Origin of the sequence: Streptomyces sp. NPDC051976, from assembly GCF_040680795.1 — a bacterium.
GTDB lineage: Bacteria > Actinomycetota > Actinomycetes > Streptomycetales > Streptomycetaceae > Actinacidiphila.
On sequence record NZ_JBFAXL010000036.1, the window covers coordinates 1 to 21,109 of the forward strand.

Genomic DNA, 21,109 nt, shown 5'->3' on the forward strand with positions numbered 1-21,109 from the left:
CCTCACGCCGGGGGCCGCCGGGCCGTCCCCCCCCGCGGCGGCCGCGGCGGTCCCCCACCCCCGCCGGCGGCGGGCCGCCCCCGGGTGCCCCACCCGGGGGCGCGGGGCGACGCCGGTTCACGCACTACCGACGGAAGGCGGTAAGCCGTGATGGAACAGACGGTTCCCCTGCACCTGAGGGGATTACCCGACCCGCACGTTCTGCGCGCCGCGGGTATCGACGTGCGGACCAGGATCATCGAGCGGTACATCTGCCGCCAGCTCGAACCGTATCTGCATGTGCCCCCGGCCCACCGGATCAGCACCGACAAGTCGCTGCGCAGCCAGGGCGTGGACTCGATCACCGCGCTGGCGCTGCGCCGCAGGCTGGTGACCGCGCTCGGTGTGGACGTGCCCGCGGGCGACCTGCTGCGGGACGACTCGGTCACCGAGGTCGCGGCCCTGCTGGCGGTGCTGGTGGCCGCCCCGGACGAGGACGTGCCGGACACGGTCGCCGACGTCCCCGACGAGGAGCCGCGGTTCACCGCGGCGGGGCACACGGCCCGGTGAGCGGCGCGGTGGAGAGCACGGGGGTCGCCACCGCACCGGCTCTGACCGTCGCGCCGGGGGAACTGCACATCTGGGTGCTGCCCCGGCCATGGACGCACACCGACCCGGCCCCGCTGCCGGTCGATGAGCTGGACGAGAGCGAACACGAGCGCGCCGCGGGCCTGCAGCGGACCGGCGACCGCGTGCGCTACCTCTCGGCCCACGTAGCGCTGCGCCGGCTGCTGTCGGCGTACACCGGAGTGCGGCCGCGCGCCCTGCGGCTCGGCCGGGACCGCTGCCCCTGCTGCGGCGGCCCGCACGGCCGCCCGGTGCTGCTGAACCGGAACCCGGGCCGGTCGCCCGGCTGGCCGCACTTCTCGCTCTCCCACAGCCACCAGGTCGCGGTCGTCGCCGTCGCGGACACCACCGTCGGCGTCGATGTGCAGCGCGTGCCGCCCGCCCACGCGGTACGGCTCTGCCTGCCCGACCTTCACCCCGCGGAACAGGCCGAACTCGCCGCGGTGCCCGGCGGCCGGCGGCCGGTGGCCTTCGCCCGGCTGTGGACCCGCAAGGAGGCCTATCTCAAGGGCCTGGGCACCGGACTGCGCCGCGATCTGGCCGCCGACTACCTCGGCGGCCGGCCGGACTCCCCGGCCAGGCCGCCCGGCTGGTCCGTCACCGACGTGCCGGGACCGCCGGGCCACGCCGCCGCCGCGGCCGTCCGCACCGCCCAGCACCACCGCACCGTCGTCCGCACACTGTCAGCCGACTGCCTCCACGCCGAGGACGCCACGGAGCTGATCGCCGACTCACGCGCGCGGGTGCACCGCGTGCCGCAGGCCGCCACCCGCCGGCCAGAGGAGTGATGGAGATGAACCCCAGCAAGGGAGGGTCAAGCGACATGCCGAACGCACAGTCTCCCGCGGAGGTCCCGGACCGGCTGCAGGAACTCAGCGACCTCAAGGAACTGGCCCGTCAGGGGCCGGACCCCAAGGCCACCGAGCGGCAGCACGCCAAGGGCAAGCTCACCGCGCGCGAACGCATCGACCTGCTGCTCGACAAGGGCAGCTTCACCGAGGTCGAGGCGCTGCGGCGGCACCGTGCGGTCGGCTTCGGGCTGGAGGGCAAGCGGCCGCACACCGACGGTGTGGTCACCGGCTGGGGCACCGTCGAGGGCCGTACCGTCTTCGTCTACGCCCATGACTTCCGGATGTTCGGCGGCGCGCTGGGCGAGGCCCACGCGCAGAAGATCCACAAGATCATGGACATGGCCATCTCGGCCGGCGCACCGCTGGTGTCGCTCAACGACGGCGCCGGGGCCCGTATCCAGGAGGGCGTCTCGGCGCTCGCCGGGTACGGCGGCATCTTCCAGCGCAACACCAAGGCGTCCGGGGTGATCCCGCAGATCTCGGTGATGCTCGGCCCGTGCGCGGGCGGCGCCGCGTACAGCCCGGCGCTCACCGACTTCATCTTCGCCGTCCGCGGCATCTCGCAGATGTTCATCACCGGTCCCGACGTGGTCCAGGCCGTCACCGGCGAGGAGGTCACCCAGGACGCGCTCGGCGGCGCCGACGTGCACGCCAGTGTCTCGGGTGTCGCGCACTTCGCCTACGACGACGTCCGCACCTGCCTCGCCGAGGTCCGCTACCTGCTGTCGCTGCTGCCGTCCAACAACCGCGAACTGCCGCCCTCCGTGGGCAGCCAGGACCCGGTGGACCGCCCCGGCGACGCACTGCTGCAGATCGTCCCCACCGACGGCAACCGGTCCTACGACATCCGGGACGTCATCGAGGAACTGGTCGACGACGGCGACTACATGGAGGTGCACGCGGCCTGGGCGCCCAACATCGTGTGCTCCCTGGCCCGGCTCGACGGCCAGACGGTCGGCATCATCGCCAACCAGCCGTCGTCGATGGCCGGTGTGCTGGACATCAAGGCGTCCGAGAAGGGCGCGCGCTTCGTGCAGTTCTGCGACGCCTTCAACATCCCGCTGATCACCCTCGTCGACGTCCCCGGCTTCCTGCCCGGCGTCGACCAGGAGCACGAGGGCATCATCCGCCGCGGCGCCAAGCTGCTCTACGCGTACTGCAACGCCACGGTGCCGCGGATCTCGGTGGTGCTGCGCAAGGCGTACGGCGGCGCGTACATCGTCATGGACTCGCAGTCGATCGGCGCCGACATCGCGCTGGCGTGGCCCAGCAACGAGATCGCGGTGATGGGCGCGGAGGGCGCGGCCAACGTCGTCTTCCGCCGCGAGATCGCCGAGGCCGACGACCCGGAGGCGATGCGGCTGCGGAAGATCGAGGAGTACCGGGAGCAGCTCGTGCACCCGTACTACGCCGCCGAGCGCGGCCTGGTCGACGACGTCATCGACCCGCGTGAGACCCGGACGGTGCTGATCCGGTCGCTCGCCATGCTCCGCGGCAAGGACGCGGAGCTGTCCCGCCGCAAGCACGGCAACCCGCCGCAGTGACGCCGCCGTCCGGCGCCCGCCCGCACGTTCCGCATCGCCCGCACCGCCCGATGAGGAGGACCTCACCCATGCCCGCCGCAACCACCACCGCCCCGGCTCCCGCTCCCGCCGCCCCGCCGCACCTGGTACGGGTCGGACCGGCGATCCCGGCGCAGGCCCCGTCGCCCGCGCGTGAGGCGGTCCGCCCCCCGGCGGCCGTCATCCCGCTCACCGCCCCTGAGGCGGCCCCGGACACCGCGCCCGTCACAGTGATCCGCGTCGAGCGGGGCGCGGCGACGCCCGAGGAGATCGCCGCCGTCACCGCGGTCCTGCTGGCCCGTGCCGCCGCGGTCGACGCCGCCGCCGACGCGGCCCGCGCCGCCGCCTCCCGGCACCGTGCGGCCGCCCGCTGGCGCGCCCACGCCTTCGCGGGCCCCCGCGCCTGGACCACGCCCACCCCGGGCCTGCTGGCCGGCTGACCCGGCTCCGGCGCGGCTCCCGGATCTCCGGCCCGGCGCCACCCGCACCACCTCACGGCCCCACGCGCTCCGGCGCGTGGGGCCGTGTTTTCGTGTGTCCGCGGCCGGCGCCGCCCGTCGCGGCCGGTCCGGTCCGTCCTCGCCGCGTCCGGTGAAACGGCGTCAGGACCCGGGCGGGGCCGTCACACTGGGTGGATGCGCTCCTACCGCAGGGTCTCCGCCACCTCGCTCGCCGTCGCCGTCATGGCGGTCGGCTCGCTGCTGACCGCGTGTTCCTCGGACTCCTCCGGGGACGACCCGGTGGCGCTGAAGGGGCCGGGCGCCCACACGCCGCCCACCGGCCAGGGCAGCGGCACCCCCGCCTCCGCGCGGACGACCGCCACGTACACCCTGGACACCGGCACCGGGGCAGTGGCGCTGGACGAGACCGTGCGGCGGCTCAAGGCGCGCGCGGCGGCCTTCGGCCTCGACGGGGCGGTGATCGAGGCGCACGGGTCGACGATCACCGCGCAGGCGCCGGGCGACGCCACCGACAAGCTGCGGCAGATCGCCGCCACGGCCAACCTCCTCTTCCGGCCGGTGCTCACCGACGGCGCCGCCACCCCCGAGGTCAGGAAGGCGTACGCCACCCTCGACTGCTCGCCGAAGTCCCACGGCACTGCGCTGCCGTCGATTTCCAGCCAGCCGACCGCGGGGTGCGACCGCGACTTGGGCCAGAAGTACCTGCTGGGCCCCGCGGCGATCGTGGGCACGGATGTGAAGAGCGCCAAGTCGCAGCTGGCCACGGGCGGGCAGTGGGCGGTGGACCTGGACTTCACCGCCGCCGGCAGCGCGAAGTTCGCCGCGATCACCGCGACCCTCTCCCAGCAGACCTCGCCCGCCAACCAGTTCGCGATCGTCCTCGACGGGGACGTGCTCTCCGCGCCCATGGTCCAGCAGGCCATCACCGGCGGCCAGGCCCAGATCACCGGCACCTTCACCCGGCAGCGCGCGGTGGACCTCGCCGCCCTGATCAGCAGTGGCGCGCTGCCTGTGCGGCTGACCGTGGGCAGCGTGACCGTACAGCGCTGACCCCGGCTGCCCCCCGGCGGTCGTCCGCCCGGGGAATACCGATCGGTTTCCGGTGGCTGACCCTGGGTAGGCGCGCCCCGGGCCCGCTCGGGCGGCCGCCGCCCGCGTCGTTACGCTCACAGGCAAGGAACAGCGTTCATGACCACCACCAAGGACCAGCCCGCCAAGGCCGCGGGCCAGTACGCGCTCGGCGGCACGCTGCCGGTCGACCGGCTGGGGTTCGGCACGATGCAGCTCACCGGGCCGGGCGTCTGGGGAGACCCCAAGGACCCCGACGAGGCCGTGCGGGTGCTGCGCCGGGCGGTCGAACTCGGCGTGACCTTCTTCGACACCGCGGACTCCTACGGCCCCGTCGTCGCCGAGCCGCTGCTCAAGAAGGCGCTGCACCCCTACGCTGACGACGTGGTGATCGCCACCAAGGCCGGCTTCACCCGCTCGGGCCCCGGCCAGTGGAGCGCCGTCGGGCGGCCCGAATACCTGCGCCAGCAGGCCGAGATGAGCCTGCGGCACCTGGGCGTCGACCGGATCGACCTCTTCCAGCTGCACCGCATCGACCCCAAGGTGCCGCTGGCCGACCAGGTCGGGGAGCTGAAGCGGCTCCAGGAAGAGGGGAAGATCCGCCACATCGGGCTGTCGGAGGTCGACGTCGACCAGCTCGAAGCGGCGCGGGCGATCGCGGACATCGCGTCCGTGCAGAACCTCTACAACCTGGCCGACCGCCGCGCCGAGGACCTCCTCGACCACGCCGAGACGCACGGCATCGCCTTCATCCCGTGGTTCCCGCTGGCCACCGGCGCGCTGGCCGAGCCCGGCGGTCCGCTGGCCGCGCTCGCCGAGCGCACCGGCGCCTCGCCCTCGCAGCTCGCGCTGGCGTGGCTGCTGCGCCGCTCGCCGGTGATGCTGCCGATCCCCGGCACCTCCAGCGTGGCGCACCTGGAGGACAACACCGCGGCCGCCCGACTGACGCTGTCCGACGACGAGTTCGACGCGCTGACGGCCGCCGGGCGCTCCGGCGCGGGGAATTAGGGCCTGTCCGGTGCACACGACGGTGTCACGGCCCATCAACCCGCGGGCCGCGACACCGATATGACGGCTGGTCAGTAGCGGAGCACCGCCGCGATCCGGCCCATCTCGGCCAGCCTGCCGTCCGGGACGAACAGCACACGGGCGCCGGTCTCCAGGGCCTGCTCGGCGATCTCGTCGACGATGTCGTCGCGCGATCCTCGCTCGCCCGGCGCGGCCGGGACCAGATGGTCGGCGTCGTCGCGGACCGTCGTACGGTAGCCGTCCTCGATGGCCACCACACCGGCCCGGCCCGCGGTCACCGACTGCCACACCTCGTCGACCCCGGCGGCGAACTGCCGCCGCCCGCGCGCGAGATCCAGCTCCGACAGCACGCCCGTCACCTCCTCCTCGGCCCGGGCCCGAGCGGCGGGCAGCACCGCCTGCCACAGCGCCTCGGCCGGGCCCTGGGCCAGCCCGCCCTGCACCACCCGGGCGGCGTCCCTGGTGACGGGGGAGACGTCGTCCAGCGCGGCGAGCGCCTCGGCCTCGGCGACCACGTACAGCGGCCGCGGCTGCGCGGCGAGCACCGCGCCGGCCGCCTCGCCCACCTCACGCAGGAAGCGGCGGGTGTCCTCGTCGTTGAAGGTGCTCGGCACGTCGCCGACGCGCTCCTCGCGCTCCACGTCGGGGAGCGTCAGCGAGCGGGTCATCGGGAAGCCGCCCGAGCTGTGCTCGGTGACGCGCTCCCGGCCGCCGCTCCACAGGGTGCCGCGGTCGGCGGCGACCGCCAGCACCCAGAACGGCTGGTCGGCGGCCTGCGCCGCGATGAGGTTACGGGTCAGGAAGGTCTGCGCCAGCACCACCCGGGGCGCGACCTCGCGGTCCACGGTCCACACCTGGTGCTCGCCCGGGGCGGCGAAGATCGCCAGCCCGTCCTCGGCGTGCACCAGGTCGACCTCGGTCATCGCCTGGTCGAGCTGCCCGACGACGTCGATCCGGTCCGCCCTGGACACCTCGGGATCGGCCTGCACGGCGTCCTTGGCCTCCGCCAGCAGATTGCGCAGCCGTACGGCGTCCTGCGCGTTGTCCGGCTCGCGCCGGTGGGTGGGCATCAGCACCGACACCGCGGGGTAGTGGCGCGGACGCCGCAGGTCGGTGAGGGTGGCGGGGCTCAAAGGCGCGTGCATGGGAGGCCCTTTCCGGTGACGGCGACCCCCCGGGCGGATCCGTGTGTCTCCTTCATGGATAGCTCACCGAGCGCCCACCCGCAGCTCGGAACACCGCCGCGCCCGCGCCCCGTCCCGCTACCACGTCCGGCCGGGTCCTGCGACCCGGCACCGCCCGCGGTCCAGTAGCCGTCGCCCGCCTCCCGGCCCGGCGGCGACGGCTACCGTGCCCGCGCCAGCTCGCGCAGCAGGGCGTCCTCGGCCCACGCCAGGGCCTCCTCGCGGTCCGTGTGCCGGGTGGCGCCGCAGTCCCAGTCCTCGCCCACGTCGCCGACCAGGGCGATCCGGTGACCGGCCGCCGCGACCCTGCGCATCACCACACCGAGCATCGTGGCCGGGGTGGGGTAGGCGATCGCCCGGTGCAGGTCGACCACCACCCAGCCCGGCTCGTCCGGCACCGTCTCGGCGAGCGCGCGCAGCACCCGCTCGGTGGCGGTGAAGTCCAGCTCGCCCTGCGCGGCGACCAGGGCGATCCGGTCGCCGCCCCGGCTCAGCAGCGCCCGCTCCTCCGCCGTCCGCTCACGCCCCGAGGCCGCGCGGGCCGCCGTACCGTGCTCGGTCACCGTGTCCGCCGTCCGCGCCGGGCGGTGCAGCAGGTGCAGACCGAACCGCTTCGACAGCTCGCGGAGCGCGACCACCCCGCGGACCGTACTGCCGGTGCGGTCCAGCGGCGGGCTCCAGCAGGCGATGCCGAAGCGGGCCGGGCTCGCGGCGGCCAGCCCGCCCGAGACACCGCTCTTGGCGGGCAGCCCCACCCGCACCAGCCAGTCGCCCGCCGCGTCGTACATCCCGCAGGTCGCCATCACCGACAGCACCTCGACGGCGACCGCCTCGGGGACCACCGCCTCGCCGGTCACCGGGTTCACCCCGGCGTTGGCGAGGGTCGCCGCCATCACCGCCAGGTCGACGGTGTCCACGCGGACCGCGCACTGCCGGAAGTACACCTCGGCGGCCTCCACCGGATCGGTGCGCAGCGAACCCGCCGCGTGCATCAGATAGGCCAGCGCCCGGTTGCGGTCACCGGTGGCGGACTCCGCGCGGTAGACCTCCTCGTCCACATCGAGCTGCCGCCCCGCGAAGGCGCTGAGCGCGTCGAGGACCCGGTCGAACCGCTCGGCGGAGGAGGCCGCGGGCACCAGGTTGGTGGTGGCGATGGCACCCGCGTTGATCATCGCGTTGGCGGGCCGCCCGGTGCCGTCCTCCAGGCTGATGGCGTTGAAGGCGTCACCGCTGGGCTCGTTGCCCACCCACCGGCTCAGCTCGTCCATGCCCAGCTCGGCCAGCGCCAGCGCGTGCACGAACGGCTTCGACACCGACTGGATCGTGAACAGGGTGCCGGAGCTGCCCGCCTGGTAGCGGTGGCCGTCCATGCTCACCAGCGCCACCCCGAAGTCATCGGGATCGGCCAGCGCCAGCGGCGGGATGTACGAGGCCACCTCGCCCTCCCGTACCGGCAGCAGCAGCCGGTGCACCTCCGCGAGCCCCTCGCTGACCACGTCGAACGCCACCGCTTCGGTCATGGCTCCCATGCTTGACGCAGCTCACCGCCCCCGCAACGCAGCGCCGCCGCGTCACCCGGACGGCTGGCCGCGGGCTGCGCGCGGCGGGGGCGGCGCGCAGCGTGGGGGTGACGGCAGGTGCGCACCGCACGGCCGGACCCGGCCGAGCACGGAGGGCAGCTCCCTTGAGACGAACCCGCATACGTGTCCCCGCCACCGGCCGGATGCGCTCCCTGACGGCGGCGCTGCTGGTCACCACCGCGGCGAGCGGCCTGGCCCTGCTCACCGCCTGCGACAGCTCCACGAGCAACACCAGCGGCCCCACGTCCAGCGGACCGGCCGCCAGCGCGAGCTTCAGCGGCTCGCTCCCGTCGCAGCTGAACTCGCTCGCCTCCGCGGTGCAGGGATCGGCGTCCGCCGCCGCGTCCTCCGCGCTGGCGGCCGCGTCCAGCTTCGAAGCCTCGGTGGAGGCGGGCGCCAGCAGCGCGGCGGCGTCCTTCAAGTCGGAACTCGACGCGGTGAGCGGCAAGGGCAACGCCGTCTCCGACGTCCACCTCACCGGCATCCCCAAGGCGCAGACCGGCGGGCTCACCGCGGTGGTGGTGAACATCACCAACAGCAGCGGCAAGCAGGCTTCGTACGCGGTCCAGGTCGAATTCGCCGACTCCTCCGGCAAGGTCGTCGACACCACGATCGTCGGCGCCAAGGACGTGGGCGCGGGCAAGAAGGCCCAGCCGGTCGCCTTCACCACCAAGGGCACCGACACGACGCTCTTCCCGCGCGTCGCCCGGGCCGTGCGCTACTGACCGCCACCGCCGCCCTCGGGCGGGCCGTATCCGGAGCACCGCCTCCCAACTGCCCGTTTCCCAGGGGCCGCTGCTGACATCCCCCCATCCGTGTGCGAAGCTGCCACGGCGACGAGGGGAGGCGGCGTTGGACGACGAACGCGCCGGGGGAGGGGCGCGGTCGGCCGGGGCGGCGCTGGCCGTCCTGGTGGTGACCGGCACCGTGGTCGCCGCCCTGACGCTGCGGCCGTCCGGCACCGTGTTCGGCAAGGGGTCGGGACCGCTCGGCGGCAGCACCCCACTGGTCTTCCTGCTCGCCCTGGGCTGGCTCGCCGCGGGCCTCGCGCTGGCCGGCCGCTACCGCGCCGAGGTCGGCTACGACCTCGAACTGCCGCCCCTGGCGCAGAGGTTGGCCGAGAGCGTCCGCTACGTCCTGCTGCTGGCGCCGCTGGTGTTCCCGCTGATCCTTCTGGGCCTGCACCGCTTCTCCGCGCGCGCGGGCACCCCGGACGACTCCCTCGGCCCGGCCAAGAAGCGGTCGGGCAAGGACCTTCAGCGGCTGCCGCCGTCCTACGATCACACCCAGCACTACAAGGACTCGCACCACCACTTCCCCTTGAGCGTACGGTTCCTGCTGATCGTGAGCCTGAGCCTGCTCGTGCTGGCCGCGGTCCTCGCCGGAGCGGTGCTGTGGCGGCGGCTGCGGCAGGCCCAACGGCCGCCGCGTACCGGCGCGTTCAGCACCTTCGACAGCGAGCAGGAGGTGCTGGCCGACGCCGTCGACTCCGGGCGGCGCGCCCTGCTCGACGGCGCCGACGCCCGCGCCGCCGTCATCGCCTGCTACGCCGCGATGGAGGAGTCGCTCGCCGACTCGGGTGTGGCGCGGCGTGCCTCGGACAGCCCGCAGGACCTGCTGGAACGGGCCGCGGGCAGCGGGCTGCTGACCGGGCAGGGGGCGGGCACGCTGACCGCCCTGTTCCGCGAGGCGCGCTACTCCACCCACCCCATGGACGACGGCCACCGGCAGCGCGCGGCCGACGCGCTCACCGACATCGCCGCCCAACTCGCCCGGCACGCACAGGAGTCCGGGGCCGCCGGGCAGGATCCCGCCGCGGGCCCGATCGGAGCCGCGCGATGAAGGACCGCCTCACCCGGAGCCTCGGCGCCCCGGGCTCCGTCCGCCACTCGCTCACCCTGCTGTGCGCGATCGCCGCGACCGCCGAGGTGCTGCTCGCCGCCGTCGACGGCCTCGTGGGAGCGGCCACCGGACTGGCGCTGATCACCGTCGTGGGCCTGGCGATCGTCCGCTACGCCGGCGGCGCGGGCGCCCAGGACAGCGGCTTCCGCAAGCAGGTGCGGCTGCTCGGCAGCCGCGCCCCGGCGCTCGGCGAATGGCACCGCATCGTCCGCAAGACGCTCCAGGAACGCGACCCGGTCCACTTCGCCACCACCGTACGGCCGCAGCTGCAACGGCTGTTCGCCGCCCGGCTGGCCGAGCGGCACGGCACCGACCTCTACCGCGCCCCGGAACGCGCCCGGCTGCTGGTCGGCGTCGACCTGTGGCCGTGGCTCGACCCGGCCGCCCCGCCGCCGGGGCCCACGGCGCCGGAACCGGTGCTGCGGGCGCTGCTCGACCGGCTCGAAGCGCTGGACGGCCCGTCCCGGACCGTCGCCGTCACCCCGCCCGCCACCGCATCCACCAGTGAGGAACCGACGTGACCAGCTCGCAGGAGTCGACCGCCCATGACGCCCTGACGCCACGGCAGGCGGGTGAGCGGGCGGCGCGGGTGCTGGAGGAGATCCGCGGCGCCGTGGTCGGCAAGCCGGAACCCCTGGAACTGGTGATGCTCGGCGTCCTGGCCGGAGGGCACGTCCTCATCGAGGATCTGCCGGGCCTGGGCAAGACGCTGCTCGCCCGGTCGTTCGCCACCACGCTCGGACTCGACTTCCGCCGCATCCAGTTCACCCCCGACCTGCTCCCGTCCGACGTGACCGGCGCGCCCTTCTACGACCAGCGCAGCACCGAGATGGTGTTCCGCCCCGGGCCGGTCTTCACCCATCTGCTGCTGGCCGACGAGATCAACCGCACCCCGCCCAAGACCCAGGCCGCGCTGCTGGAGGCGATGGCCGAGTCGCAGGTGTCGGTCGACGGCAGCACCCGCCCGCTGCCCGACCCCTTCGTGGTGATCGCGACGGCCAACCCGATCGAGTACGAGGGCACGTACACCCTCCCCGAGGCGCAGCTCGACCGGTTCCTGCTGCGGGTACGGATGGGCTATCTGTCGGCGCCGCAGGAGACCGGGATGCTGCGGGCGCGCCTCGACCGTGCCGCGCCCGAGGCGGTGCTGCGCACCCTCAGCGGGCCCGGCGAGGTGCTGGCGATGCGGGCGGCGGTGGAGCGCGTCGAGGTCGAGGACGACCTGCTGGCGTACGTGGTGGCACTGGTCGGCGCGACCCGTGCGCACCCGCACATCCAGGTCGGCGCCTCGCCCCGCGGCGGCCTGGCACTGGTCCAGCTCGCCCGCGCCCGCGCGCTGCTCTCCTTGCGCGACTACGTGACCCCGGAGGACGTCAAGGCGGTCGCGGTGCCCGCGCTGGCACACCGGGTCACGCTCAAACCGGAGCTGTGGGTACGGCAGATCGACTCCGACGAGGTGATCCGCGAGATCGTCAGGTCCGTCGCCGCGCCGAAGACGGTGCCGCTGGCGCAGCGGGCCCCGGTCGCCTCATGACCGACCGCGCCGCGGCCGCCGTGGACCGGGCGCTCGGCGGAGCCCAGCCCGAGACCGGCCGCCCCGCGGAACCGCCGCCGCCCCCGCCGACCGGCTGGCGGGCGGGTGAGCGCGCCCTCGGTCTCGCCACCGTCGCCGCGGTGGCCGTGGCCGCCGCGCTGGTCACCGGCCGTCCCTGGCTGCTGGCGCTGGCCGCCGCACCGCTGGCCCTGCTCGCCCTCGCGCTGCCCCGCGAGCCACGCGCCACGCACATGGCCGTGACCGTGGACGTACCGGCGCGGCGGCTGTTCGAGAACGAGCAGGTGACCGCGCGGATCACTGTCACCCACGACGGCGGCGCCGGACGGCTCGACCCGGGCGTCACCCTGGGGCCCGGCGTACGCCTGGACCATCTCACCGTGGGGCGGTCGCTGATCGAGCTGCGGCTGACCGCGACCCGCTGGGGCCGCTGGTCGCTCGGCACCGTCGACGTCGACCTCTACGACAGCGGCGGCGTCGCCCGCCGCACGGTGCGCGCCGACCTCGGCGAGATCGCGGTCTTCCCGCTGCCGACCCGTACCGGCATCACCCCGATCCCCGTCCGGCTGCCGCAGCGCCTCGGCGAGCACACCTCGGTGCAGCGCGGCGAGGGCGTCGAGGTCACCGGCGTCCACCCGTACGTCATCGGCGAACGGCAGCGGCGCATCCACTGGCCGGCGACCACCCGCCGCGGCTCCCTGCAACTGCACCAGTTCGCCGCCGAGCGCGCCGCCGACACCGTCGTGCTGCTGGACGTGCTCACCGACGTCCGCGACCCGGCCACCGCGACGTCGTCGCTGGACGAGACCTTCCGCGCCGCCGCCGGACTGGTGCGGGCGTATCTGCGCACCCACGACCGGGTCGGCGTGGTCTCGGTCGGCGGCGTGACCCGCTGGCTGCAACCGGGCAGCGGCGGCGGGTACTTCTACCGGATCATCGAGAGCGTGCTGGAGGTCCGCAAGGACCTGGCCCACCGCGCCGACGGCGTCAGAAGCCTGCCGCCGCCCGCCCTGCCGGAGGGCGCCCTGGTCTATGTCTTCACCCCGCTGACCGACCAGCGCATCCTCGACGTCCTGCACCAGGTACGCGCCCGGGCCAACCCGATGGTGGTCGTGGAGATCCCGTCCGGCGACCCGGAGACCGAACGCGGCGACAGCGCCGCGGAACTCGCCCTGCGGCTGTGGCGCGCCGACCGCGACGCGATGCGGTTCGCCCTCACCCGCAGCGGCATCGCCGTCGTCACCCACGAGCCGGGCCGCACCCTCGACCTGGCGCTGGCGCCCCTCCTGCGCACCCGTATCCAGGGAGCCCGCCGATGACCTCGCCGACCGCCTCGCCGACCGCCCCGACCGCGGGCACCACCGGCGCCGGCCGCGCGCCGCTCTCAGGCGACCGGCTCGCCGCCCGCTGCCTGGGCACCGCCCTCGCCGTGGCTGCCTGTAACCCGCCGGCGGCCGTACGGGTCACCCCGGCCGCGCTGCTGGGGATCGCCCTCGTCGCGGCGGCCGCGTGGTGGGCGGCGCCGATCGTGGACGCGCGGCCGGTGCAGAATTCGCTGCGCTGGTTCCATGTGGCGGAGCGACGGCGGACGACCCTGCTCGCCGCGGGCTCGGTGGTGCTGGCGGCGGTGTCGGACCCGCCGGTCTGGCTCGCGGCCTGCGTGACCGGGCTGTTCGTCGCCTACCTGCTGGTCACCGACGTCTGGACCCGCGGCTCCACCGCGCCTCCCGGCGCGGTCACCCGGACCCCGGCGCTGACGGCGGCGGGCGCCGCCGCGGTCGTCTTCCTGGTCGCCACCGTCCCGCTGGCCGCCACCAGTTGGGCCCGGCTCCCGGCCGCCCTCGCCCTGGCCGCGACCGCCGCCTGCGTCGCCCTGGCCCTGCGAGGCCCCCGGCCACCGCGCTGAACAGCCCGAACGCAGGACACCGCGGGCGCGGCGTGCGGTAGGGTCGGTGCCGTCAGTGACCGACCGCGAGAAGCCGGGGAGGTGGGAACCATCACCGCTGCGACAGGCCGGGTGCTCCCGCCGTACGGCCGTGCGGTCTCTCCGACGTAGGTGAGGCCGGGGAGCGCCCCATGGGCTTCCCGAAAGGCTTTCATGTCGGACTTCGTCACACCCCTGCGCGAATCCACCGTCGTCACCACCCTCAGAACCGCGGGCTGCGTCTTCGCCGAGGACGAGGCGCGGATCCTCGTCTCCTCCGCACGTACTCCCGGAGAACTCGCCGCCATGGTGGAGCGGCGGGTGGCCGGACTGCCCCTCGAACACGTCGTCGGCTGGGCGGAGTTCTGCGGTCTGCGGATCGCCGTCGACCCCGGGGTGTTCGTGCCCCGCCGCCGCACCGAGTTCCTGGTCCGGCAGGCCGCCGCACTCGTCTCGCCCGGCGCCGTCGTGGTCGACCTGTGCTGCGGCGCGGGCGCGATAGGCGCCGCGCTGGCCGCGGCCCACGACGACATCACCCTGCACGCCGCCGACCTCGACCCGGCGGCGGTGGTCTGCGCCCGGCGCAATCTGGGCGCGGGGGGCGGTCTGGTCCACGAGGGCGACCTCTACGCGGCGCTGCCCGCCGCACTGCGCGGCCGGATCGGCGTGCTGGCCGCCAACGTGCCCTACGTGCCCAGCGAATCGGTCGGCTTCCTGCCGGCCGAGGCCCGCGACCACGAGGCGCTCCTCGCCCTCGACGGCGGCCCCGACGGCCTCGACGTGATGCGCCGGGTGGTGGCCGGGGCGCCGTCCTGGCTGGCCCCGGGCGGCTCGCTGCTCGTCGAGACCAGCGAGCGCCAGGCGCCGCCCGCCGTGGAGATCTTCACCGCGGGCGGCCTGACCACCCGGGTGGCGACCTCGGAGGAGCTCTACGCGACCGTAGTGATCGGCACCCGCCCCGCCCTCCCGGCGGGCGACGCCACGTCGCGGACACGCCCTGGGCCGCGTTTCCGCGGATCACGCGTGGACCGCCCATGACTCGCCGACAGGCGAGTGCCTTACTCCGGCCGGTCGAGCGCGCAGTCCCCGCACAGCGCGCCCGCCCGGTCGGGTGCCGCGCGGTAGATGAGACAGCAGCTGCGGCGGCGGAAGGCGCGGCCGGGCGGGGCCGCCGTCGTGCTCGTACCGGCCAGCGGCGGCCGGTCGAGCAGCAGCGCGGTCACGGCGCGTACCCGGGCGGCGGACGCCGGGCGGGCGGCGGCGAGCATGGTGGCGGCGCCGTTCAGGGCCGAGGCGGTGTTGCCCCACAGGATGTGCGGGGACACCCGCCACGGCGCGACGGCGTCGGCCAACTCGCGTACCGGGCCGTCGAGTACGTGCCGGGCGAGCGCGTCGGCGAGCCGTTCAGGATCGGCGTCGGCGTCGGCGTCGGCGCCGACGGTGACGGCGGAGTGCGGGAGCGACAGCGGCCAGGGTCCGCCGAGGGTGGGCTGCCAGCGCAGCCGCGCCAGGCTCACCCCGGTCGGGGCGGCGCCGCCCAGCACGGCGACGGCGAGTGCGGGGGAGACCAGCCGTGCCACCAGGCCGAGATGGGCCACGGACGCGGCGACCCGCTCCTCGACGGCGTCCGGCCGCTGCCCGCCGCCCGCCGCGAGAAAGCCGCGGACGGCCGCGATCCGCTCGCCCAGGACGGCGGGATCGTGGGCGAGTTCGCCCATCGAGCGCCACGGCTCGCGCGGCGGCGCGTCGTCGGGGTGTGTCAGGGCGGCGAAGAACGGCCCGAGCGCGGCCAGTTCGGCGATCAGCGGCTCCGCGGTGGAGGCGGAGGCCGGGTCCGTGAACGACGCAGGGGCCGGCGGCTGGGCGGCCGCCGGCCCCGCTTGAGTCGGTTCGCTCACGCGCCGACCGGGTCCACCCGGGTGGCGCGGGCGGAGGCCGTCGCCGCCCGCGGGCTCAGCACCCGCTCGGCCAGCGGCCCGAAGGCCAGCCCGATCACCGTCCACAGCAGGAGCTGCGCGGCCACCGAGTAGAAGCGGAAGGAGAACAGCACGTCGGCCGGGAACCCCGGATAGACGATCCTGCCCTTCCCGTCGGTCAGCGGCAGCGGCGTCTCGGTCGCGTGGTTGCCGAAGTGCTCCTTGTTGTACGCGAGATGGCCGAGCGACGGCAGGACGAGCATCACCACGCCGATCGCCACCACGAACGCCCCGGCGGCCAGCAGACTGGCGTTCCAGTTGCCGTACCGCTCCTTGAGGCGCTGGCCGAGCCACACCGCCCCGACCAGGAACAGCAGCGAGAACAGCACCATCAGCAGATACAGGCCGCTGCGGGCCTTGATGGTGTCCTCGTGGCCGATGGCGGGCGGATTGGCCGGGTACTTCAGGAACGGCACCAGGTAGATGCCGAGGAACCCGCCGCCCGCGACCAGCAGCGCCAGGGGACGCGCCCGCAGCCCGCCGGTACGGCCCAGGCACACGCAGTACGCCACGGCGAAGAGCGCGCCCATCGCCATGCCGAAGAAGATCATGCCGACGCCGATACCGACGTTGGCCTGGATGCTCCGGCTGAACAGATCGGGGCCCGCCGCCTCCGCGGGCAGCCCCGCGGCCTTGTCGAGCGCCGCCTGCGCGGCGTCCCGGCCACTCTCGTAGTCGATCGCCTTGTTGATCTGCGGCTCGGCGAAGATCCTGGCGAACAGGAACGCGAGCAGGCCGGCCACCGCGCCGACGAGGACGCCGCGCAGGATGAGTTTCTTTTCCATGTCGAGTTTTCCGTCGGTCCGCTCAGCCGGTCAGTGGCAGGGGAAGCCGAGGAAGTGGCGGGCGTCGTGCACGAACTCGTGGATGTGCATGTCCTTGCCGAACACGGAGACGGCGCCCTGGTCGACACCGATGAAGTAGTAGACGGCGAACGCCAGAAGCGCGGTGCCGACCAGCCACATCACCGCCTTCGAGATGGGCATGACAATCGGCGTGGCGGACGTGGTGGGTGCGGACACACTGCTCACGGGTGAGCCTCCTTCAGGGATTCAGCGTCCCTCGGTCGAATGGGGCGTCGTGACGGCGAAGTATCTGACTCACCGGTTGTCTCCTCGATGGACACCGGATTCACAGTGGCGCGACCGTGCCGGATTCTCACCAGCTTCCTCACGCCATCACGGGACAAAGCGTATGGGCGGCTGAATGGGCACGTCAATCGTGCCCACCCCGGCTGTGACATACGCCGCTTGACCGCCGCGGCGCATCAACCGATCGGTGGACCACCGGGATCCACCGGATCGGCGCCAGGAGCCGCCCGCTGGTCGATCCGCCGGAAGGGCCCCGCACGGGATTGTCGAGTCAACGGCAGAACGCCGGACGGTCGCCCGAGGAGGCACGGGGAATGTCGGTCATCGAGGTCGAGCACCTGCACAAGCGGTACGGGAACGACGTGGCGGTCCACGACGTGTCGTTCAGCGTCGAGGAGGGCGAGATCTTCGGCGTCCTCGGCCCCAACGGGGCGGGCAAGACCACCACCGTCGAGTGCCTGTCGGGCCTGCGCCCCGCCGACGGCGGCCGGGTCTCCGTCCTCGGCCTCGACCCGCGCGCCGACCGCGACGCGCTGCGCCAGGTGCTGGGCGTACAACTCCAGGAGAGCGGCCTGCCGGACAAGTTGAAGGTCCGCGAGGCGCTGGAGCTGTACGCGTCCTTCTACGAGCGGCCGGTCGAGGTGGCGCCGCTGATGGAGCGGTTGGGGCTGGCGGACAAGGCGGACACCCGGTTCAAGAACCTCTCCGGGGGCCAGAAGCAGCGGCTGGCCATCGCGCTGGCGATGGTCGGCGGCCCGAAGGTGGTGATCCTCGACGAACTGACCACCGGGCTCGACCCGCACGCCCGCCGGAGCACCTGGGAACTGGTGGAGCAGGTCCGCGACGCGGGCGTCACCGTCCTGCTGGTCACCCACTTCATGGAGGAGGCCGAGCGGCTGTGCGACCGGCTCGCGCTGATCGACTCCGGGCGCGTGGTGGCCGTCGACACCCCCGCCGGGCTGGCCTCGCGCGGCGGGCAGACCCAGCGGATGCGGTTCCGGCCGTCGGCGCCGCTCGACGAGGAGCTGCTGCGGGCACTGCCCGAGGTGACCACCGTGACCTGGCACGGCCCGCAGATCGAGATCGGCGGCACCGGGAACCTGGTGCAGGCCGTCACCTCGCTGCTGGCCCGCCGCCACATCATCGCCGCCGACCTGCGGGTCGAACAGGCCAGCCTCGACGACGCCTTCATCGCGCTGACCGGCCGCGACGAGCTGGTCTGAACCCGCCCCCTTCCGCCCCTCACCCGAACCACCAGAAGGAGAACCAGACATGAGCGTGCAGGCCCTGCCCACCCTCAGGATGACCAGGAAGGGCTTCCGCACCCTGACCGTCACCCAGGCGAAGCTGCTGCTGCGCGAGCCCGCCGCACTGATCTGGCTGGTCCTGCCGGTGGCGATGGTGGTGATCTTCGGCAACATCCCGGCGTTCCAGACCGCGCAGAAGACCCTGGACGGCAAGAGCGTCATCGACGTCTACGTCCCCACCATCGCCGCGATGGTCCCGCTGTTCGTGGCCTTCACCGCACTGCCGACGACGATGGCCTCCTTCCGCGAGAAGGGCGTGCTGCGCAGGCTGTCGGTGAGCCCGGTGCCCGCCGCCGGGATGCTCGCCGCGCTGCTCGCGGTGGTCGCCGCCGTAGCCGCCGTCGGGGTCGTGCTGATCACCTCCATCGGCGCGCTGGCCTTCGACGTCCAGGCGCCGGCGAACCTCGGCACGGTCTTCGTCGCCTTCCTGCTCGGCAGCACGGCCGTCTTCGCCCTCGGCCTGATCGTCGCCGCCCTCGCCAGGACCGCGGGCGAGGCCAGCGGCCTGGGGGTGCCGCTGATGGTGCTCAACTTCTTCTTCAGCGGCCTGTACTTCCCCGTGGCCCAGATGCCGCACGTGCTGCAGCGCATCGGCGAGTTCGTCCCCTTCGGCGCGGTGATGGCGGCCTGGGCGGGCACCGGATCGCTATGGCAGCACCTGGCCGTGCTGGCGGCGTACACCGTGATCGGCAGCCTGGTCGCCGCCCGCGTGTTCCGTTGGGAATGATGGACCGGTGAACGAGGATGTCGCGCAGGAGCGCCGTGAGCGGCTCCTGGAGAACCTGCCCTACATGGGCCTCGCCGTCTCCCTCGTGCTCGTCGTGGCCCTCGGGCCGCACACGGCGGGCACCCTGGGGGCGGCCGTCGGCCTGTCCGCGGCGGCCGCGCTGTGGCTGCGCTTCGCCGGGGTGCCGTACCCGACGCCCGAGGGGAAGCGCGCCCGGGCGATCGTCTTCTTCGCGGGCCTGCTCGTCCTGATCGCCGCCACGGTCTACGTCAGCCCGCTGTTCGGCTTCTTCGGCTTCACCGGCTACCTCAAGGTGGCGGTCCTGCCGCGCGGCCTGTGGGTCCCGGCCATCGCGCTCAACGCGGCCGCGATGGCCACCACCCAGGTCGGCGGGTTCGCCAATCTGCACGGCGGCACGCTCGTGGTCTACGCCGGGCTGGTGCTGGTGAACATGGTCGTCGCCGGGGTCATCACCTACCAGGGCATCGAGGAGGACATCCGCAGCAGGCAGCGCGCCAGGGACCTGTCCGCACTCGCCGAGGCCAACCGGCGGTTGCGCGAGACGATGGACGAGAACGCCGGACTGCACGCCCAGCTCGTCACCCAGGCCCGCGAGGCCGGGATCCTGGACGAGCGGCAGCGGATGGCGGGCGAGATCCACGACACCCTCGCGCAGGGCCTGACCGGCATCGTCACCCAGCTCGAAGCGGCCGAGCGGTTCGACGCCGACCCCGAGCGCCGCGCCAGGCACCGGGAGCTGGCCCGCACGCTGGCCAGGGAGAGCCTGGCCGAGGCGCGCCGCTCGGTGCAGGCGCTGCGGCCCGGCCCGTTGGACGAGGCCGCGCATCTGCCCGAGGCGATCGAGGAGCTGGCCGGGCGCTGGTCGCGGACGTCAGGGGTGACCGTCCGTGTCGAGGTCACCGGCGCCCCCGTGCCGCTGCCGCCCGCGGTCGAGGTGGTGCTGTTCCGCACCGCCCAGGAGGGACTGGCCAACATCGCCAAGCACGCCGCCGCCTCCCGGGCCGGGCTGACCCTGTCGTACACCCATGAAGTGGTGGTCCTGGACGTGCTCGACGACGGCAGCGGCTTCGACGCGCGGCCGGCCGCCGACGGCCGGGCGGCGGGCGGCGACAGCTACGGGCTGACCGCGATGCGGCAGCGGCTGCGGCAGGTCGGCGGCGCGCTGGAGATCGAGAGCAGCCCCGGCGACGGTACGGCGATCAGCGCGCGGGTGCCCGCGGGGTGGCACGTGGGGGTTCCGGTGGCGGTGGACAATGACGTGTGACCATTCGCCTGCTGATCGTCGATGACCACCCGATCGTCCGGGACGGGCTGCGCGGTGTCTTCGACGGCGACCCGGACTTCGAGGTCGTCGGCGAGGCCGCGGACGGCGCCGAGGCCGTCGACCGGGCCGCGGCGCTGGCGGTGGACGTGGCGCTGATGGACCTGCGGATGCCGCGGATGGGCGGCGTCGAGGCGATCGGCCTGCTGCGCGAGCGCGCCCCCGGGGTCCGGGTGCTGGTCCTGACCACGTACGACAGCGACGCCGATGTGCTGCCCGCGATCGAGGCGGGTGCCACCGGCTACCTCCTCAAGGACGCGCCGCGCGACGAGCTGGTCCGCGCGGTGCGCGCCGCCCACCTCGGGCAGGCCGTGCTCGCCCCCTCGGTGGCGCAGAAGCTGCTGGGCCACGTCAGGGCGCCCGCGCCCGCCGTCCCCGACGTCCTCACCGACCGGGAACTGGAGGTCCTGCGCCTGGTCGCGGCCGGTTCCACCAACAAGGAGGCCGCGAAGACGCTGTTCATCAGCGAGGCCACCGTCAAGACGCATCTGCTGCACCTGTACGCCAAGCTCGGCGTCCGGGACCGCGCGGCGGCGGTGGCCGCGGCGTACAGGAGCGGGCTGCTCAGCTAGGGCGCCCGGGATCCGCCGCACGGTCGCCGGGCCGCCTGAGAGGCGCGCGGCGGCGGGGCGGGGGATGATGGGAACGGATATGCGAACGCGCGTGGGCGGAGCGCGGCCCCGGACGCCGCCACGGCCCCGATCGGGAGGCCCCATGGAGTACCCGGAAGCGTACGAGCTGGTCTTTCAGGCGCCCGCGGTGGAGGACGACGTGGTGCGCGTCCACCGCACGTCGAGCGCCGGCGCGGGCGGCTACCCGATCTACGAGGACGAGACCGGGATCGTCCGCGCCGAGATCAGCGCGGACGGCGAGGTCCGGATGGTCGCCAGCGGCGGCCACCAGGCCCCCGGCGTGCCCCGGGCGGTCCGCACCGCCCACCGCTGACG

23 protein-coding genes and 1 riboswitch are annotated in these 21,109 nt (G+C 74.3%); of the genes, 18 read left to right on the forward strand and 5 right to left on the reverse strand.

Going from position 1 to position 21,109, the window contains the following annotated elements:
* Positions 1–150: 150 nt before the first annotated feature.
* The 6 genes from AB0M29_RS29285 (at position 151) to AB0M29_RS29310 (ending at position 5,556) form a co-directional block, all read left to right on the forward strand.
* Positions 151–549, forward strand: coding sequence for an acyl carrier protein (locus tag AB0M29_RS29285; RefSeq protein ID WP_365387968.1), 399 nt, complete (start codon positions 151–153; stop codon positions 547–549).
* Between the two features lie 8 nt (positions 550–557).
* Positions 558–1,394: a 4'-phosphopantetheinyl transferase superfamily protein gene (locus AB0M29_RS29290; RefSeq protein WP_365387970.1), complete on the forward strand. Its 837-nt coding sequence runs from the start codon at positions 558–560 to the stop codon at positions 1,392–1,394.
* Positions 1,395–1,429: 35 nt separating this feature from the next.
* Complete coding sequence (locus tag AB0M29_RS29295; protein ID WP_365387972.1) at positions 1,430–3,001, forward strand: acyl-CoA carboxylase subunit beta; 1,572 nt, start codon at positions 1,430–1,432, stop codon at positions 2,999–3,001.
* Between the two features lie 68 nt (positions 3,002–3,069).
* Positions 3,070–3,459: an acyl-CoA carboxylase epsilon subunit gene (locus tag AB0M29_RS29300; RefSeq protein WP_365387974.1), complete on the forward strand. Its 390-nt coding sequence runs from the start codon at positions 3,070–3,072 to the stop codon at positions 3,457–3,459.
* Between the two features lie 195 nt (positions 3,460–3,654).
* Positions 3,655–4,530 (forward strand): hypothetical protein, encoded by an 876-nt coding sequence (locus tag AB0M29_RS29305; RefSeq protein WP_365387976.1) that lies wholly within the window; start codon positions 3,655–3,657, stop codon positions 4,528–4,530.
* A gap of 138 nt (positions 4,531–4,668) precedes the next feature.
* The gene (locus AB0M29_RS29310; RefSeq protein WP_365387977.1) at positions 4,669–5,556 is read left to right on the forward strand and encodes an aldo/keto reductase; all 888 of its coding nucleotides are present in this window, start codon (positions 4,669–4,671) and stop codon (positions 5,554–5,556) included.
* A gap of 71 nt (positions 5,557–5,627) precedes the next feature.
* Here the strand turns inward: AB0M29_RS29310 and AB0M29_RS29315 are convergent, their stop codons facing one another.
* Together AB0M29_RS29315 and glsA are read right to left on the reverse strand one after the other, a co-directional pair.
* A complete protein-coding gene (locus AB0M29_RS29315; protein WP_365387979.1) occupies positions 5,628–6,722 on the reverse strand; it encodes a chemotaxis protein in 1,095 nt (364 codons plus the stop codon).
* 200 nt (positions 6,723–6,922) lie between these two features.
* Positions 6,923–8,281 (reverse strand): glutaminase A, encoded by a 1,359-nt coding sequence (gene glsA, locus AB0M29_RS29320; protein ID WP_365387981.1) that lies wholly within the window; start codon positions 8,279–8,281, stop codon positions 6,923–6,925.
* Positions 8,282–8,445: 164 nt separating this feature from the next.
* Here glsA and AB0M29_RS29325 point away from each other — a divergent pair, with 164 nt between their 5' ends.
* The 7 genes from AB0M29_RS29325 to AB0M29_RS29355 all read left to right on the forward strand — a co-directional run bounded on the left by AB0M29_RS29325 (position 8,446) and on the right by AB0M29_RS29355 (position 14,757).
* Entirely contained in the window at positions 8,446–9,066 is a 621-nt protein-coding gene (locus AB0M29_RS29325) for a hypothetical protein (protein ID WP_365387983.1), read from the forward strand.
* Positions 9,067–9,193: 127 nt separating this feature from the next.
* Positions 9,194–10,183, forward strand: a complete 990-nt coding sequence (locus AB0M29_RS29330; protein ID WP_365387986.1) for a DUF4129 domain-containing protein — start codon at positions 9,194–9,196, stop codon at positions 10,181–10,183.
* Positions 10,180–10,764 (forward strand): hypothetical protein, encoded by a 585-nt coding sequence (locus tag AB0M29_RS29335; protein ID WP_365387988.1) that lies wholly within the window; start codon positions 10,180–10,182, stop codon positions 10,762–10,764. Before AB0M29_RS29330 ends, AB0M29_RS29335 begins: the two co-directional genes overlap by 4 nt.
* On the forward strand, positions 10,761–11,777 hold the full coding sequence (locus tag AB0M29_RS29340; protein ID WP_365387990.1) for a MoxR family ATPase: 1,017 nt from the start codon (positions 10,761–10,763) through the stop codon (positions 11,775–11,777). The genes AB0M29_RS29335 and AB0M29_RS29340 overlap by 4 nt, the downstream gene beginning before the upstream one ends.
* On the forward strand, positions 11,774–13,114 hold the full coding sequence (locus tag AB0M29_RS29345; RefSeq protein ID WP_365387991.1) for a DUF58 domain-containing protein: 1,341 nt from the start codon (positions 11,774–11,776) through the stop codon (positions 13,112–13,114). Before AB0M29_RS29340 ends, AB0M29_RS29345 begins: the two co-directional genes overlap by 4 nt.
* A complete protein-coding gene (locus tag AB0M29_RS29350; RefSeq protein WP_365387993.1) occupies positions 13,111–13,701 on the forward strand; it encodes a hypothetical protein in 591 nt (196 codons plus the stop codon). Before AB0M29_RS29345 ends, AB0M29_RS29350 begins: the two co-directional genes overlap by 4 nt.
* 192 nt (positions 13,702–13,893) lie before the next feature.
* On the forward strand, positions 13,894–14,757 hold the full coding sequence (locus tag AB0M29_RS29355) for a putative protein N(5)-glutamine methyltransferase (RefSeq protein ID WP_365387995.1): 864 nt from the start codon (positions 13,894–13,896) through the stop codon (positions 14,755–14,757).
* Positions 14,758–14,777: 20 nt separating this feature from the next.
* Here the strand turns inward: AB0M29_RS29355 and AB0M29_RS29360 are convergent, their stop codons facing one another.
* From AB0M29_RS29360 to AB0M29_RS29370, 3 genes are read right to left on the reverse strand one after another with little or no spacing between them, the layout of a single operon-like run.
* A complete protein-coding gene (locus AB0M29_RS29360) occupies positions 14,778–15,617 on the reverse strand; it encodes a (2Fe-2S)-binding protein (protein WP_365387997.1) in 840 nt (279 codons plus the stop codon).
* Positions 15,614–16,480: a CbtA family protein gene (locus tag AB0M29_RS29365; RefSeq protein WP_365387999.1), complete on the reverse strand. Its 867-nt coding sequence runs from the start codon at positions 16,478–16,480 to the stop codon at positions 15,614–15,616. The genes AB0M29_RS29360 and AB0M29_RS29365 overlap by 4 nt, the downstream gene beginning before the upstream one ends.
* A gap of 30 nt (positions 16,481–16,510) precedes the next feature.
* On the reverse strand, positions 16,511–16,660 hold the full coding sequence (locus AB0M29_RS29370) for a CbtB-domain containing protein (protein ID WP_365388134.1): 150 nt from the start codon (positions 16,658–16,660) through the stop codon (positions 16,511–16,513).
* Between the two features lie 102 nt (positions 16,661–16,762).
* Positions 16,763–16,890: riboswitch (cobalamin riboswitch) on the reverse strand.
* A gap of 210 nt (positions 16,891–17,100) precedes the next feature.
* On the opposite strand from AB0M29_RS29370, the gene AB0M29_RS29375 reads away from it, so the two are divergent.
* The 5 genes from AB0M29_RS29375 to AB0M29_RS29395 all read left to right on the forward strand — a co-directional run bounded on the left by AB0M29_RS29375 (position 17,101) and on the right by AB0M29_RS29395 (position 21,107).
* Positions 17,101–18,009, forward strand: coding sequence for an ABC transporter ATP-binding protein (locus tag AB0M29_RS29375; protein WP_365388001.1), 909 nt, complete (start codon positions 17,101–17,103; stop codon positions 18,007–18,009).
* 49 nt (positions 18,010–18,058) lie between these two features.
* Positions 18,059–18,820 (forward strand): ABC transporter permease, encoded by a 762-nt coding sequence (locus AB0M29_RS29380; protein WP_365388003.1) that lies wholly within the window; start codon positions 18,059–18,061, stop codon positions 18,818–18,820.
* A 7-nt stretch (positions 18,821–18,827) separates the two neighbouring features.
* A complete protein-coding gene (locus AB0M29_RS29385; protein WP_365388006.1) occupies positions 18,828–20,105 on the forward strand; it encodes a sensor histidine kinase in 1,278 nt (425 codons plus the stop codon).
* Positions 20,102–20,734 carry a response regulator transcription factor gene (locus AB0M29_RS29390; RefSeq protein ID WP_365388008.1) on the forward strand — a complete coding sequence of 211 codons (633 nt, stop codon included), beginning with the start codon at positions 20,102–20,104 and terminating at the stop codon, positions 20,732–20,734. Before AB0M29_RS29385 ends, AB0M29_RS29390 begins: the two co-directional genes overlap by 4 nt.
* A gap of 142 nt (positions 20,735–20,876) precedes the next feature.
* Entirely contained in the window at positions 20,877–21,107 is a 231-nt protein-coding gene (locus AB0M29_RS29395; protein WP_365388010.1) for a DUF6296 family protein, read from the forward strand.
* Positions 21,108–21,109 lie beyond the last annotated feature (2 nt).